The 15598-nt window shown below is 63.8% G+C and carries 13 protein-coding genes; 3 read left to right on the forward strand and 10 right to left on the reverse strand.

The features are described from left to right. Nucleotides 1-67: 67 nt before the first annotated feature. The gene (locus tag Q7V46_RS17630; protein ID WP_304914877.1) at nucleotides 68-1255 is read right to left on the reverse strand and encodes a cation:proton antiporter; all 1188 of its coding nucleotides are present in this window, start codon (nucleotides 1253-1255) and stop codon (nucleotides 68-70) included. A 148-nt stretch (nucleotides 1256-1403) separates the two neighbouring features. Continuing rightward, nucleotides 1404-2291 carry an SAM-dependent methyltransferase gene (locus Q7V46_RS17635; protein WP_304914878.1) on the reverse strand — a complete coding sequence of 296 codons (888 nt, stop codon included), beginning with the start codon at nucleotides 2289-2291 and terminating at the stop codon, nucleotides 1404-1406. A 62-nt stretch (nucleotides 2292-2353) separates the two neighbouring features. On the opposite strand from Q7V46_RS17635, the gene Q7V46_RS17640 reads away from it, so the two are divergent. The 3 genes from Q7V46_RS17640 (at nucleotide 2354) to Q7V46_RS17650 (ending at nucleotide 4535) form a co-directional block, all read left to right on the forward strand. Further along, nucleotides 2354-3400, forward strand: a complete 1047-nt coding sequence (locus Q7V46_RS17640) for a serine/threonine protein kinase (RefSeq protein WP_304914879.1) — start codon at nucleotides 2354-2356, stop codon at nucleotides 3398-3400. 162 nt (nucleotides 3401-3562) lie between these two features. Continuing rightward, nucleotides 3563-4012, forward strand: a complete 450-nt coding sequence (locus tag Q7V46_RS17645) for a MarR family winged helix-turn-helix transcriptional regulator (RefSeq protein ID WP_304914880.1) — start codon at nucleotides 3563-3565, stop codon at nucleotides 4010-4012. A 94-nt stretch (nucleotides 4013-4106) separates the two neighbouring features. Continuing rightward, nucleotides 4107-4535 carry an organic hydroperoxide resistance protein gene (locus tag Q7V46_RS17650; RefSeq protein ID WP_304914881.1) on the forward strand — a complete coding sequence of 143 codons (429 nt, stop codon included), beginning with the start codon at nucleotides 4107-4109 and terminating at the stop codon, nucleotides 4533-4535. Between the two features lie 92 nt (nucleotides 4536-4627). Here Q7V46_RS17650 and Q7V46_RS17655 read toward each other — a convergent pair whose 3' ends face one another. The 8 genes from Q7V46_RS17655 to Q7V46_RS17690 form a co-directional block, all read right to left on the reverse strand. Then, nucleotides 4628-5578: a response regulator gene (locus Q7V46_RS17655; RefSeq protein WP_304914882.1), complete on the reverse strand. Its 951-nt coding sequence runs from the start codon at nucleotides 5576-5578 to the stop codon at nucleotides 4628-4630. Then, nucleotides 5578-6798, reverse strand: a complete 1221-nt coding sequence (locus Q7V46_RS17660; protein WP_304914883.1) for a hybrid sensor histidine kinase/response regulator — start codon at nucleotides 6796-6798, stop codon at nucleotides 5578-5580. The genes Q7V46_RS17655 and Q7V46_RS17660 overlap by 1 nt, the downstream gene beginning before the upstream one ends. Beyond that, the gene (locus Q7V46_RS17665; protein WP_304914884.1) at nucleotides 6795-8138 is read right to left on the reverse strand and encodes a sensor histidine kinase; all 1344 of its coding nucleotides are present in this window, start codon (nucleotides 8136-8138) and stop codon (nucleotides 6795-6797) included. Before Q7V46_RS17665 ends, Q7V46_RS17660 begins: the two co-directional genes overlap by 4 nt. A gap of 5 nt (nucleotides 8139-8143) precedes the next feature. Further along, nucleotides 8144-9547 carry a bifunctional 2-polyprenyl-6-hydroxyphenol methylase/3-demethylubiquinol 3-O-methyltransferase UbiG gene (locus Q7V46_RS17670; protein ID WP_304914904.1) on the reverse strand — a complete coding sequence of 468 codons (1404 nt, stop codon included), beginning with the start codon at nucleotides 9545-9547 and terminating at the stop codon, nucleotides 8144-8146. A gap of 223 nt (nucleotides 9548-9770) precedes the next feature. Beyond that, a complete protein-coding gene (gene htpG / locus Q7V46_RS17675) occupies nucleotides 9771-11720 on the reverse strand; it encodes a molecular chaperone HtpG (RefSeq protein WP_304914885.1) in 1950 nt (649 codons plus the stop codon). A gap of 114 nt (nucleotides 11721-11834) precedes the next feature. Continuing rightward, entirely contained in the window at nucleotides 11835-13097 is a 1263-nt protein-coding gene (locus Q7V46_RS17680) for a triacylglycerol lipase (protein WP_304914886.1), read from the reverse strand. 75 nt (nucleotides 13098-13172) lie between these two features. After that, nucleotides 13173-14423: a pseudouridine synthase gene (locus Q7V46_RS20035; RefSeq protein ID WP_370690378.1), complete on the reverse strand. Its 1251-nt coding sequence runs from the start codon at nucleotides 14421-14423 to the stop codon at nucleotides 13173-13175. A 454-nt stretch (nucleotides 14424-14877) separates the two neighbouring features. Then, complete coding sequence (locus Q7V46_RS17690; RefSeq protein WP_304914887.1) at nucleotides 14878-15597, reverse strand: Crp/Fnr family transcriptional regulator; 720 nt, start codon at nucleotides 15595-15597, stop codon at nucleotides 14878-14880. Between the last annotated feature and the right edge of the window lies 1 nt (nucleotide 15598).

The raw sequence follows: 15598 nt of genomic DNA on the forward strand, positions 1-15598 counted from the left end.
GCGTCATCTCCTGGGGCCGACGCCCCGTGTTGTTGGAAAGCCTTCTGGAGCAGCGGGTGTGCTTCGATCAGGCTTTGGTCACATGGGTTTCGTGGGCCGTCATCAACGCGCGCTGCGTGACCACCGGGCCCAGCAGTTCCTGCAACATCAGCATGCCGGCCATGACTGACAGCACCTGCACCGCAGGGCCCAGGCCGTACAGACGGGTCTGTTCCAGCAGCAGAATGGCAAACGCCGACATGGGTGTGAGCGCCAGGCCGGTGAGCAGCCCCTTGCGCTCGGTGATGCCCGACAGGCGTGCAGCCACCAGGTTGCAGCCCACCTTGGAGACGGTGCGCACGGCAATCAGCGCAAGTCCCAGCAACATGCCGCTGGCCACTTCGGCCCAGTTGAGCAGCGACGCGATGTAGACGAACAGGAACAGCGTGAGCACATCGCCCGCGGTGCCAAACCCGCGCTGCGCGTTGGTGAGATGCACGCGCCGTTCACGCGCCACGATGCCGAAAGTGAGCGCGGCCAGCAGAGGGGAAAGCTTGAGGCCGTAGGACATGGTGGTCAGCAACAGCACCGCCAGAGCAAACACCACCGTGACGCCCCGTTCGTGCGAACCTCGGACGCGCAACAACCAGGGCACCGTCACACCCAGCAGCGTGCCCACCGCAAGCGAAGTCACCAGCACGTGGACGCTGCCAAAGGCGGCCTGCACCAGGTCGCCCGAGGTGCTGATGTGCCAGTAGCCGACCACCAGCTTGAGTGCGAGCACAGAAACCATGCAGTTGATGGCGCACAGATGCAGGACGCGCTCCGTGACCTGACCGGCGCTGTGCAATTCATTGGCCACCCGGACGATCCCGGCCGGCGAGGCAGAAATCGAGAGCGCCGAGATGATCAGGCGCACATCGGTGGCCAGTTCGAAGAAGCCACTGGCCCAGTACACCGCTCCGAAGGTGATCACCGATTCGACCAGGCCGAGCAACAGCACCCAGGGGTTGTGGCGGAACCAGCGCAGGTTGATGCGGTAACCCAGTTCAAACAGCACCAGAGAAAGTGCCACGTTGGCAATGAAGGGCAGACCGGCAACGGAAGCGGTCAAGCCTGGCAGATTGACAAGCCCGCCCAGAAGGCCCACCGCCACATAGCTTGTGACCCGCGGCACATGCCAGGTTTCGTGCAGGCGTTCACCCACGAACCAGGCCAGCAGGAGCACCAGCGGCCAGGCCATGGATTGCAGCAGGAAGTCGACATTGGTGATCATGAACAAGGTCTCCTGATGGGGGCCTCGAAGCGGTGTGGCCTGAGGGGGAGTGGTTCCGGTGCCCGGTCTTGGGGCTAGGCAGGATGGACCGGGAGCAACCTGATTGAGGCAAGGGGTCGGCGCGACGCCGGCCAGACCTTTTTCAGCATCAGACCGAAAAGCGCTGCGCGAGTTCTTGCAGGTTCAATTGTTCCAGCACCTGCGTCAACCGCTCCTGGGCCCGGATACGGGCGCCCGTGCGATCGTGCGCCATTTTACGGGCCAGGATCAGCTCGTTTTTCATCGAGTGTTCCCACCCGACCAGTTCCGTGACGGTCACGCTGTAGCCATGGGCTTCGAGCTGCAGACAGCGCAAGACATTGGTGATCTGGCTGCCGAATTCACGGGTGTGCAGGGGGTGGCGCCACAACTCGGCCAGCGGCGTGCGCGACAGGCTCAGCGCCTTGTGCTGACGCATCACACCAGCCACTTCGGCCTGACAGCAGGGCACCAGCACCATGTGGCTGGCCTGCTTGGCCAAGCCGAAGGCAATGGCATCGTCGGTGGCGGTGTCGCAGGCGTGCAGTGCGGTGACCACATCGAATCGTTCAGGCAATTCGGGGTGGGTCAATGCGGCCTGAACCGTGGTGGCCAGAAAGTGCATGCGCTCGAAACCGAGCTGTTTTGCCAGGGCCTGCGACTTGGCGACCAGTTCGACCCGCGCTTCCACGCCATGGACCCAGCCCACGGACTTGTCCTTGAAAAAGAGGTCGTAGAGGATGAACCCCAGGTAAGACTTGCCTGCGCCATGATCGGCCAGGGTCACGTCGCCGCGGTCTTTCAGCACTTCTTCCAGCAGGGGCTCGATGAACTGTACAAGGTGGTAGACCTGCTTGAGCTTGCGCCGCGTGTCCTGGTTGAGCTTGCCTTCACGTGTGAGGATGTGGAGTTCCTGCAGCAAGGCCACCGACTGACCAGGGCGAAGTTCGGGTAACTGCTCCTGCAGGGTGGGCGTCTTTCTGGCGGGGGCTTTGTGTTGGGCCGTGTGTCTGGACATGCCGCGATGATAGGTGAGCGCCCTGTTTCAATCATGTGGTCGGGCAGGAGCGACAATCCCGCATGACTTCGCCACCGATCGCCGCCCAGGAACACCCGTACAGCGCACTCACGCCCGACGTGGTTCAGGACGCGCTGGGCAGCGTGGGGCTCTGGGGCGACGGGCGCATGGCCGCGCTCAACAGTTTCGAAAACCGCGTGTACCAGATGCACCTTGAAACGCCCGTTGGCGACGTGGAGCAGGTGGTGTTGAAGTTTTACCGCCCCGGGCGCTGGAGCGACGCGCAGATTGCCGAGGAACACAGCTTTTCTGAAGAACTCGTGGCAGCCGAGATACCTGCCGTGCCTCCGCTGCGTCTGCAGGGCGACACACTGCACCACTTCGGCGGGTTTGCCTTTTCGGTGAGCCCTCGACGCGGCGGTCGCCGGCCGGAACTGGAGAACTTCGAGGTGCTTGAGTGGATCGGGCGCTTTCTGGCCCGCATTCACACCGTGGGTGCTGCCCAGCCGTTTATTGTGCGTCCACACCTGGACGCAGCCACCTTCGGCCACGAGCCACGCGACTGGCTGATGGAGCACCAGGCCGTGGCCTCCGAGGTGCGCACCGCCTGGGCCGCCGCGCTGGAAGAGGCACTGGCCCTCATCGAAGCGCACCCGGTCTTGCGTCCCGGCACGCCGGCAGACCCGGAAGGCATTCAACTGATCCGCCTGCACGGCGACTGCCACCCTGGCAACATCCTCTGGACACCGGAAGGGCAGCCGGGCGCAGGCCCGCATTTTGTGGACCTGGACGACGCACGCACTGGCCCGGCGGTACAGGACCTGTGGATGCTGCTTTCGGGTGAACGGCGCCAGCAGATGCAGCAACTGGGTGCGCTGGTGGACGGTTACGAACAGTTCCGTCCTTTCGACCGACGCGAACTCGCACTCATCGAGCCGCTGCGCACCTTGCGTCTGATCCACTACAGCGCCTGGGTGGCACGGCGCTGGGAAGACCCTGCCTTTCCCATCAACTTTCCCTGGTTCGGCACACGTGATTACTGGCAAGGACAGGTGGACATGCTGGTGGAGCAGATCGAAGAAATGCAGGGCGAACCACTGATGGCCTGAGCGTCTGAGCCGGGTGGATCACCACCATTCACCTGCATGGCTCATTCCCTGCATCACACAACGGGGCACGGCGCCATCGTTCACTGAATAAACCCCTTCGACCATTAAGGTCGTGAGCAATTAAATTGTGAACAATTTAATTGCTGACTAAAGTATCAGCCCATGAACACCGCATCATTCAACAGCGACCAGGCTCTGAAGCTCGACCATCAGCTCTGCTTTGCGCTGTACTCGGCGTCGCTTGCCATGACCAAGCTCTACAAACCCCTGCTGGATGAACTGGGGTTGACCTACCCGCAGTACCTGGCGCTGCTGGTGCTGTGGGAACAAGACGGCCTGACTGTCTCAGACCTGGGCGAGCGTTTGCACCTGGACTCCGGCACGCTGACGCCGCTGCTCAAACGCATGGAGTCCGCTGGCCATTTGACCCGCTTGCGTGATGTGCAGGACGAACGGCGGGTGCTGATCCGCCTCACCGCATCCGGTCGTCAATTGAAGAAGCGCGCCGCGCGCATCCCCGGCTGCGTCTTGCAGGCCGCTCAATGCGGCGTGTCCGAGGCCATGGCCCTGACCCGGCAGGTCCAGAACCTGCGCGACCGCCTCACCGCTTGATCACCGCTTGATCACCGCTTCATTCCCCCATTCTTTTCGTTCACCGTTTTTTTCAATCTGCTTCCAGCAAGCAATTTCCACAGGAGTACACACCATGCCCACCATCCTCGATAAAGTCGTCTACACCGCACGAGCCCACACCACCGGTGGCCGTGAAGGCAGCTCGCGCAGTGACGACGGCATGCTCGACGTGAAGCTCTCACCCCCCAAGGCCATGGGCGGTTCGGGCGCCGCCACCAATCCGGAACAACTGTTCGCAGCCGGCTATTCCGCCTGCTTCATGGGTGCCCTGAAGCACGTGGCTGGCATGAAGAAAGTGGCCGTCCCGGCCGACGCCGCCATCGATGCCGAAGTGGACATCGGTCCGATCCCCGCCGGTTTTGGCATTGCCGCCCGCCTGAACGTGAGCCTGCCCGGGCTGGACCGTGCTGTGGCCCAGGACCTCGTCGACACGGCCCATCAGGTGTGCCCCTATTCGAACGCCACCCGCGGCAACATCGAGGTGACGATCACAGTGATCTGATCGGCATCGCTTCGTGAAAAGGCCCACCCGGTCTGAGCCAGGTGGGCCTTTCTTTGGTCGCTGTATGGCTGGTTCTTCACGCTGCACGTCCGTCAGGACTGTCCCAATCGCTCCATCGCATCGGCCATCCAGTCGGATTGCAGAACAGGTGCATCAACCAGCGTCACACGCCAGCCTTCTGTTTCCTTGTTCACCTGCGCGTTACCACCCTGCCAGAGCAGCCAGGCCAGCCAGCCGCATGACTCCCGGGTGGGAAGTTCGCCAGCGGGTGCAGTCAGCAATGCGTGCAAAGTACTGGCATGAGGCAGGTGCACCGCGCCTCCTTGCAAAGAGCCACCAGCAAGTGTCGCCAGCGCCTGCAACGCGGTATCACCACCGACCGGCGCGCCAAAGCTCTCCAGCCATTGGCTCAAATGCCCTGCCACAGCCACACCGCGAAAGGCTTCGGCCTGCAGCAGGTCGGCGTGTTCCCACCGGTGCCAGTCCACAGCTGGCTCCGTGACACCCACGGTCAGCACCGCTTCGGCATAGCGGTGCACCGCTTCAGCAGCGCGCTCCGTGTGCACCGCCGAGCCCACCATCAGCAACGCGGCCAGCCGGTTGGCCAGCAACTGGCTTTGTTGAGCCATGAGTTTGTCCCGCATCAGCTCGTCGCGCTCGTTGCGCAGCGCGGCCAGCTCCAGTGCGTTCTTCAGGTCGGCGCGCAGGCTCTCCAGCTCCCAGGGCTTGTTGATGTAGCGGTAGATCTCGCCGGTGTTGATGGCTTCGATGGCGTCGCCAAGCTCGGAATACGCCGTGGTCAACATGCGCACGATGGCAGGGTAATACTCCCGCGCATGGCGAAGCAACTCGTTGCCACGCTCACCGGGCATTCGCTGATCGCACACCAGCACCGCGATTTCCGAGCCGTGCGCCTTCAGCATGGTGCGACCCTCTTCCACCGAACCGGCTGTGAGCACGGGCGCCAGGGGCCCTACCAGGCGCTCAAAATACTTGAGCGCCATGGCCTCGTCATCTACATACAAGATCTTTTCGGGCTTCATCAAGGTTCCTGGAGGACTCGCGGTTCGTGATTGTCGGCAACTGGAAAACGCAGCATCACCTCGGCGCCGTGCCCCACCTCGGAACGCACTTCGATGGTGCCACCCAGCGCATTCATCACACGCGCGCAGAACAGCAGTCCCATGCCATTGCCGCCGCTGTCGGCACGCGTGGTCACCGGTTCCACGGTCAGGCGTCTGAGCACGTCGGGCGCGATGCCGGGCCCGTTGTCCCGCACGCTGATCGCAGCTTGCTCAGGCAACCCTGGCACGGCAATGGCTCGAGCCAGGGCAATCTTCACCTCGGGAAGGCCGAGCATGCGGGTGCCTTGCGAGCGCAGCGCGATCAATGCATTCTTGACCAGGGTGCACAGCACCAGATAGAGCAGGTCACGCCGTCCGGGCAAGGTGAAATCTGCGTCGAGTTCGGTGGAGAGCCAAGCCTCCTCGCCGGCTTCAAACGGGTATTCCTGCTGTACCGCTGCCACGAGTTCGCTGGCGCGAAGGCTGGCGGACACATCACCCAGGCGCGCGTCCCGCGCCGACTGCACAAATGTGGACACCAGCGATTGTGCGTACTCGGCTCTGCGCTGTGCGGCCTCGATCATGAACAACACGTCACCGGGCTTTTGCTGGGCTATGTAGGCCACACCCCCTTCTCCGTCTGGCGCATCGCGATGCCGATCTCGCATGGCAGACAAGTACCCGCGCACCGTGGCCAGGGGCGAAGTGACCTCATGAGCGAGAAAACCCAGCGTCTCCCGCAGGGCGGCCTCGCGCCGGTCAAGCAGTGCATTCTGACGGTCGCGCAGCAGACTGGTGGCCAAGGCCTCGCGAAGGGTTTGTCGGGTCAGCGCCTCATCCAGCGGCTTTTCAAGAATTGCTTCCACCTGCCCCTGGTTGACGGCCAGGAGAGCCATGTCCTTGTCGGCATAGGCAGACACCAACAGCCGGGCCACATGCGGGTACCCCCGCCGCACGGCGCTGAGCAACGCCACCCCGTCGCGTGCCGGCATGGCGTAGTCGGTGAGCAGCACCGCCACTTCGTTTCCCCGTTGCTCCAGCAAGGCCAGTGCCTGATCCACACTGTGGGCGGTCAACACAATGAACTCGTTGCCATACAGTCGAGCGAACCACTTGCAGGCGTGCACCTCATCATCCACCATCAGGATGGCATGGGGGCCCTTTGGGGCCTGCCTGACAGCGTCTGCTTCCGTGTTCATTCGGGTCTCGGCAAGTCAAAAGTGAATTCGGTCCATGCGCCCAATGCGCTGTCCACCGCCAGCGTACCACCGTGGCGCTGCACGATGCCGTAGCTCACGCTGAGGCCCAGGCCCAGGCCGGCGCCCACGTCGCGCGTGGTGAAAAACGGCTCAAACACCCGCCCCAGGTGGTCCGGCTCGATACCGCGCCCGTTGTCGCGCACGGAAACTTTCAGGCGCCTGCCCTCCACCGCGACCTTCAAGTCGATGCGCGGCGCTGGTCTCCCGGCGGCGTGCACCGCATGGGCGGCATTGCTCAGCAGGTTGATCAATACCCCGATGATGGCGGGCTCGTCGCCCAGCGCGTGGGTGTCCTGCGGCAGATCCACCGCGACCTCGATGCCCTTGAGTTCGTAACCTGCGAGCCGCACCGCCGACCGCACCGCGTTTTCCAGCAGAAACGGGCGCTGACTGTCCTGGCCCGGCTTCTGGTACGCGAAGGTCTTGAGGTCGGAGACGATGTTCTGCACCCGCTGCATGCCTTCCAGTGCATCGTCCAGACTCTCCTTGAGCATCGCATCGCTCTTGACACCCGGGCAGGTCAGACCCATGTTGATCGCCATGAGGCTGTAGTTCACCGGGTTGTTCAACTCGTGCAGCAGGCCGGCAGAGAGCGTGCCGATCGCGGCCATTTTTTCGCGCTGGATGAGCTGGCCTTTGACTTCGGCAAGGGCCCTGTTGGTTTCGGTGAGTTCCCGGTTTTTTTCCTGCACCTCTGACTGGAGCAGATAAGCCTGTTTTCGCCACTTGCCGCTGTAGACCGAGATCACGACCGAGATCACGGCATAAAACACGATGAAGATGATTTGGCCATGGAAGAGCTGTGGGTTCTCCACACCGTCGGGACGCAGCACACAGGCCAGTACGTACATCACCAGGGTGGCCGTACTGAACAAAAAGGCCTCAAGGATCGACAACGGCAGAAAGAAACCGATGCCGGAAATGGCGAAGGTGAGCCCCACGAAGTAGATGGACGCTTCGCCATCCGAGTAGAAGATCATCCACGCGATCATCAGCTGCGGCAAAACGATCCAGAAATAGGTGAGCCACCGGATGTTGCGGTCCCCGAAGGGGGTGCGGTAGGTGAGCAGGGTTCCTGTGATGAGCAAGGCCACCAGCACCCGAGCGATCGCAAATTCCAGCATGTGCTGGGGATAGAACGCCGCATCCAGCCCCACACCACCCAGGATCAGCACGATGGCGACTTTGCAGGTCACTCGGCTGTAAAACTTCAGGTGCTCCTTGAGCGCGTCCTCGAAGGTTGCGGGCAACTGGCTGGCGGCGGTTGAGACCAGTGACATTCGGTTCAACCAGGCTTGACGACTTCGGCGAACAGGTTGATGTTCGTCGAGTCGGTATAGGTGTGTACGGTCGACAGACTGTTTGGAAACAACCGCCGGATGCCTTCTTCGTCGCGGTAGATGAGGTACCACTCCATGAAGTGCTCCATCCAGTGGCGCTCGGGATTGAAGGAATGCACATTGGTCACCAGCAGCGAGCCGCCCGGTCTGAGCCTGCCCTCGAAGTAGCCGATGAGGCGCGCGCAGGCCTTGTCGGCCAGATAGTCGAACAAGCCAGCGCAGTAAATGAAGTCGAACTGCTGCATGGGGGCCACCGCTTCGTCCCGGGCAGACCGTTTGAGCAGCTGGTGCACCGATTCATGGCGCAGTTCGAGGCGGGGTGGTCGGTGCCCGGCCACCCTCGCCACGTCTTCAAGGCGTTGGCGTGCGTACTGCAGGGTTTCCTGACTGAAGTCCATCAGCACCACTTCAAGGTGCTCGATGTCGGTGGCGCCCGCCACCAGGCGCTGCAGTTCGGCTGCGGGGCCACACCCCACATTGAGCACCCGCAACGGCCGGCCAGCTTGCCTGGCTTGGGCCAGCTTTTCCTGCAGTCGGTGCTGAAGGATGTCGACCCGGTTGCGGTGGGCCTGCGCCACGCCCGCCTGCAGGAACATGTAATTGACCAGCTCAAAGTAGGTGCTGGGGCCTTCGCGGGGATCGCCCAGGATCTGGTTGACCATTTGATAGTCGCCGGCATAGCCCAGGGGTTTGGCAAAGGTGCGGTACACGAAAGGCGCGCGCAGCACCAGCGGATGAATGGCCGCCTGCGCAAAGGCGCGGTGCACCGGCTCCAGCTCGGTTTCCACGTGTGAGGCCACCTCTTCAAAGCGCAGCAGGTAGTGCCGCCCTTTCTCCAAGAGCGGTCGGCTGATCTCAAAAAAGATGTCGTCGCGCACGCGTCCCTGAGCGTCGCGTGGCAAGCCAGCGGTGATGTCGGCCTGATCCAGCCAGCGCGTGACCTCGGAAAAGTACGCCCGCATTTCGTTCACCACCACCTGATAGGCCTGCCCGACCTGGTGGCGGGCGTCCCAGTCCTGAATGAACCGGCCAACCGCCTCTGCCACGGTACGGGAATCGTGGCCAATGCCGGCAAGGTCGTTCCACTCATCGATCAGCGTGACCGACACCACCGCCATCAACCCGGTATTGAGCAGGCTCACCACCACCGCCTTGCCTTTGTAGATGCTTCGCTCGCCACTGCGGATGTTGAGCTCGCTGAGCACCTCGCTGACCTGCACGATGGAATACGGGTTATAGATCTCCATGACCAGCGAGCGCCGCTGCAGGCTGGTGAGGGTGCCGCGGGCGGCTTCCCCCTGGCTGTTACGGAAAGTGACGACGGGGTCAAATGGTCGCTGAAAGGGCACGATGGGCGGGCTCGACGGCAGGTTCGCCGAGCCAGCGGCCGGCAGTGATTCGCAATACGGTGCCCGAGTGTAGTCAAGCAGCGTGAACTGCGTCACACCCGCCAGCGGCCCGGCAGTGCCTTCAGTCACCCCATGCAGTCACCTGAATGACAAAAAGCCCGGGCGGTGGGCTCCGCCTCGGGCGTTTCAGGGGCACCGGTCGCTGCCGGGAGGCGTCAGGCGGTCACACCAACAGGGTGTTCACGCGCTTGACATAGGCCGCCGGGTCGTCCGGCAGGCCGCCCTCAGCCAGCAGCGCCTGGTCGAACAGGATGTGCGCCAGGTCGTCGAAGTGGGCGCTGCCTTCGAGTTTTTTCACCAGCGCGTGGTCGGCGTTGACTTCCAGGATGGGCTTCACGTCAGGGGCCTGCTGGCCAGCCTGCTTGAGCATGCGGGCGAGCTGGGTGCTCATGCCGTGGTCTTCCACCACCAGACAGGCGGGCGAATCAACCAGCCGGGTGGTCACGCGAACGTCCTTGGCCTTGTCCTTCAGGCTCTCCTTGAGCTTCTCCAGCAGCGGCTTGAAGGTTTCGGCAGCGGCTTCGGCGGCCTTTTTCTCGTCTTCGTCCTGCAATTTGCCCAGGTCCACCGAACCCTTGGCCACGCTTTGCAGCGGTGTGCCGTCGAATTCGTGCAGGTGCGAAACGGCCCACTCGTCCACGCGGTCTGCCATGAGCAGCACTTCGATGCCTTTTTTCTTGAACACCTCCAGCTGCGGGCTGTTCCTGGCGGCGGCCAACGTATCGGCGGTGATGTAGTAGATGGCCTCCTGGCCTTCCTTCATGCGCGCCTTGTAGTCGGCAAAGCCCACGCTCACCGTGTCTGTGGTGGTGCTGGCGAAGCGCAGCAGTCTGGCGATCTTGTCGCGGTTGGCGAAGTCTTCCCCCAGGCCTTCTTTCAGCACCGAACCGAACTCGGCATAGAAGGCCGCGTACTTGCCGGCGTCTTTTTCGGCTGCGGCCTTGTCTTCAGCCGAAACCACATCGGTCACGCCGTCGGTGCCTTCTGCGGCCTGCGGCGCCGCGTCCTTCTTCGCCATGTCTTCCAGCATGGCCAGCACCCGGCGGGTATTGCCTTCGCGAATGGCCTTCACGTCGCGGCTTTCCTGCAGCAGTTCGCGGCTCACGTTCAGCGGCAGGTCGGCCGAATCGACCACGCCCTTGACCCAGCGCAGGTACGACGGCATGAGCGCCTCGGCCTCATCCATGATGAACACGCGCTTCACGTAGAGCTTGATGCCAGCCTTGCGGTCGCGGTTCCAGAGGTCGTGCGGCGCCTTGGCAGGGATGTAGAGCAGCTGCGTGTATTCGGTACTGCCTTCGACCCGGTTGTGGCTCCAGGCCAGCGGGGCTTCGCTGTCGTAGCTGATGTTCTTGTAGAACTCGGCGTACTGTTCGTCGGTCACGTCTTTCTTGCTGCGCGCCCACAGCGCGTTGGCGGAGTTGACGGCTTCCCAGGTGTCCTGCTGCACGTACTCGCTCTTATCGGCGTCCCAATCTTCTTTCTGCATCAGGATGGGCAAGCTGATGTGGTCGGAGTATTTGCCAATGATCTGCTTGAGCTTCCAGTGACTCAGGTACTCGCCCGCGTCGTCGCGGAGGTGCAGGATGACGCTGGTGCCGCGCGCCGTGCGCTCGATGTTCTCCACCTCGAAGTCGCCCGTGCCGCCGCTCACCCAGCGCACCCCTTCGGCCGCTGGCAGACCGGCGCGACGGCTTTCCACCGTGATCTTGTCGGCCACGATGAAGCCCGAATAAAAACCCACACCGAACTGACCGATGAGCTGGGCGTCCTGCTTCTGGTCGCCGCTGAGGCGGTTCACGAAGTCCTTGGTGCCGCTCTTGGCGATGGTGCCCAGGTGCTCCACCGCTTCGGCCAGGCTCATGCCGATGCCGTTGTCCGTGATGGTGATGGTCTTGGCGGCCTTGTCAAAAGCCACCCGGACTTCCAGATTGGGCGCGTCTTCGAACAGGGCACTGTTGTTCAACGCTTCGAAGCGAAGCTTGTCGCAGGCGTCCGACGCGTTGGAGACCAACTCGCGCAGGAAAATGTCGGGGTTGGAGTACAGCGAATGGGTGACGAGGTGCAGCAACTGCGCCACCTCGGCCTGGAAAGACAGGGTTTGTTTGCTCATGGGTGTTCTGGAAAGTGAAAAACAGGGACACGCCCCGACGGAGCGCTCACGCAAAGCGTGAATTATGGGCGGACGGCCCCGTTTCAAGACCGCGGGTGGCAGCGATAGGCGAGGTCAACGCAACCAGGCTTCCAGTTGCGCTGCCACATCGGAACTGGCCAGCAGATCCAGATGACCGGTGCGGTAGAAAATGCGCTGGCTGTCTTTCGCAAAGACCAGCCTGCGTGCGGGCTGATCGTGCTGGCCCAGCGCGCTGTTGAGCGGCACCAGGCCATCTCCCATCAGCCGGTCCGCCAGCAGACCGCGTTGTCCCGCCAGCGTGCCCGCCACGGCGTAGCAGGCCACGCCTTCGGGCAACGGCAGCGGTACGCGGTGGTCGTCGGGTGAAGCGAAGGCGTCGCGGCCCTGCCAGTCGGCATCTTGCAAATGCCCGTGACGCAGGTCGGTGATGCCCGCACTGCGCAGCTTGCCCAGACGTGCAAAAGGCGCGGTGAACGGCGTGGCGGCCAGCAGCAGATCCACCCCGTGGCCAGCGCGCTCCAGCGGCGCGCCGTGGTGCGGCGTGCCCAGGAACACCAGCTCCCGCAGATGCCCCGGCCATGTCAGCCCCAGTTCGTGAGCCACCTGCACCGCCGAGCGGAACACCAGACCGCCCATGCTGTGGCCCAGCAGGGTGATGCGCTGCAAAGGCACCGGCCAGATCATCACCAGTTGCTCCAGAACCAGCGCCAGTTCACGGCCGTTGACCGAGGTGTGCAGGCCGCTGTTGTAACGCAGGTGAACCGGTGTGCAGCCCAGTGCACGGGCCAGGTGCGCGCCATGGTCATGCCCGGCGCGGCGCCATTGCGTGTCGTTCATGCAAAGGCCGTGCGCCAGCAGAAGCAGGTGCGGGCTGGCGGGGATGCCGGATGCCTCCCTCAATTGCGTGGCCAGGGTGTCGGGCACCGTGCTCAAGGTTTGGCCTGCGTGCCGCAGTTCCATCGGCTGCGCCAGCGCATTGCCCATGGCCAGCAGCTTGTCGCCCATCACGCCATTGAGCGCCGCCAGCACGGCCTCGCGCGCCGGTGAGGATTCGGGGTGCTTGGCCGGGTCGTCCAGCAGCGGCAGCAGCGCGCCCAGCAACGCATCGGTGGCATGGCTCACCAGCTGGGTCGCTCCTCTCACGCCGCGATACACCCGCCCGGTCAGTCCACCCGTTTGCTCAGGCACCGCCCCGCTGGACAGACCGAGACGGCTTCGCACCGACTGATGCACCCCTTCGGTGATGTCGATCACACCGTGGGTGGCCTGCACGGCCAGTTGTGCGGCGGCGCGCAGGTCGGAGAGGCGAAGGTGACGGCGCAAGGCGGTGCGTTTGGGGTGGTGAGACGGAGTCATGGGCCATTGTGGTGGCGCAACACTGTCCTCGATGGAGGCTCGGCTCTAGAAACCGCCCGGCGAACTGGCCAAAGGTCAGAAGCCCTCCCCTGCGCCCAGATACCGCCACTGCCCCACCGGCAGATTCCCCAGCACCACCTTGCCGATGCGGATGCGCTTCAGACCCACCACGTGCAGCCCCACCTGCTCACACATGCGGCGGATCTGGCGTTTTTTGCCTTCCACCAGCACGAAGCGCAACTGTTCGGGATTCATCCAGTCGACCTGGGCGGGTTTGAGGGGCTGTTCGTCCAGGCTCAGGCCATGGCGCAAGAGCGCCAACTTGTCTGCAGGGAAGACGGCCTGCACGTCTTGGGTGACCACACCCGCACCGTGCGGGCCGTTGGGCGCCCACTGCACGCGCACCAGGTACTCTTTTTCGATGCCGCTGCTTTCGCCAATCAACTGGCGCGCGATGCGACCGTCTTGCGTCAGCACAAGCAGGCCGACGGAGTCGATGTCGAGCCGGCCGCAAGGCGCGAGACCGCGCGTGTGTTCCGGGGCGAAGCGGCGGGCGTCCGCCGGGTGGCGGGCATCGCCGCGCCACTGGCTGGGCGCCCCGATGAGTGTGGCGGCGGCTTCGTGACCGTCTTCGGGCTGGCCGCTCACGTAACCCATGGGCTTGTGCAACAGGATGGTGACCTGGCCGGCCTGCTGGTGGCGCGCCTGAGGCAGCACCTCCACCTGCGCGTCGGGTGCCACCGGCATGCCCATGATGGCGGGTTCGCCGTTGACCAGCACCCAGCCGCGCGCGATCCACTCGTCGGCTTCGCGGCGAGAACACAGGCCCAGGTCGGCCATGCGTTTGTTGAGGCGGATTTCACCGCGCACGTTGCCCACGCGGGCGAGGTCTGGCCGGTGGGATTGAGGTGGACGCGGTGCGTTGGTGGGAGTTCGCTGCGATCTGTCGGTGCTGCCATAAGGAGCGTCACGCGGGTCGGGGCGACGAGGGGCGGGCCGATCGCTCCAGTTGCGTTCGTTGTCACGGGGCCCGGCCGGTGGGCCGGAACGTGGGCGGTCGCTGGCGGGGCGCTCGCTGCCCGGGCGGTCTGCACCAAAGCCAGAGCGCGGGCGATCGTTGCGATCACCTTCAGCGCCGGGGCGCTGGGCGCCGAAACCCTTTGTGGGTTCGCGCGGCGGCTTGGGGGCAGAGGCGGAAACGGATTTGGCACGGGCCGGGCCGGGCGGGCGCACAGGGGCGCGGCGCGGCGCGAACGGATCGGCGGGCTTCTTTTTGACTGCGGCCGGCGTGAGCTTGAGCGTGCCGGGTTTTTTCTCGGTGGTCATGGGGCGATCATCCCACGACGGGCCCGGTTTGGCGCCTGGGAGAGCCCCCACCCCACCCTCCCCCAGCGTGGGAGGGAGCGAAGGCACAGCTCGGAGAGGGGGAGTCCGTTCCCGATCCCGCCTGTGCCGTGTGGCCGGGCTGAGCAGCGCAGCGGCGTGGGAATCAGAAATTCGCATGTCCGAAGGTCGCGCAGCGGACAAGTTTGCGAATTTCCCCCACGACGCGAGCAGCGCAAGGAACCACGAAGCGGCCCGGACTTCGGCTCGCCTTTTCTTTGGGTACTTTCTTTTGGGCGTTGCAAAAGAACAGTACCTCGGCCGCCGGGCCGAGACCCGGCCAAGCCAAGCTTCCGTAGAACAAGAGAATTGGCGCGCCTGGCTCACCACCCCAACTCCAGAGGGGCAAGGGAGCAAAGATACAAATATGCGCCTAAGACAGTGCCGAGCCGGAGTGTCAAAGAGTTCCGCTGCGCAAAGCCTGCAGATCCAGCACCCGCAACCCCCCATATTCCACCCTGATCCACCCCTTGTCTGACAGCGTGGACAAGGCTTCATTCACCCGCTGGCGCGACAAGCCCACCAGGTAAGCCAGCTCCTGTTGCGTGATGCGCAAGATACCGCCCACATTGGGCGAAAGCAGTGGGTGAAACAGCGCCGCGAGATTGCGGGCCACGCGCAGGTCGGGGCTGGAAATGCGGTCGATTTCGCGGGCGGCGATGAACTGGCCGAGACGCTCATTGAGCTGGTGCATGACGAAACGGTTGAAGCCCAGCGAGTGGTCGAGCAGCCAGTCGAAGGTTTCCACCGGCAAGCCGGCCACGCGGCTCTTGCGCAGCGCCTGGATGTTGTAGCGGTACTGCTCGTGTTTGAGCACCGTGCCTTCTCCAAACCAGCCGCCCGGGGCCACGCCTGTGAAGGTGATGACCGGGCCCATGGAGTCGTCATTGCTCATTTTGAGCAGCCCGTCCACCAGGCCGAACCAGTAGGTCACGGGCCGGCCGATGCGGCAGATGTAGTCGCCTGCCAGGGCCTCGGTGACCACCAGCGCGTCAATGGCGCGATCGCGTTCGGTCTCGGTGAGTTTGACCAGCCAGGGGATCTCGGCCAGTTCGTGCTCGGTGGGTGTTCGGGCGCGTTCGCGCAGCACGCGCAAAGGGGGAGAAGCGGATTGCATG

It is taken from the genome of Hydrogenophaga sp., from assembly GCF_030651625.1.
GTDB lineage: Bacteria > Pseudomonadota > Gammaproteobacteria > Burkholderiales > Burkholderiaceae_C > Hydrogenophaga.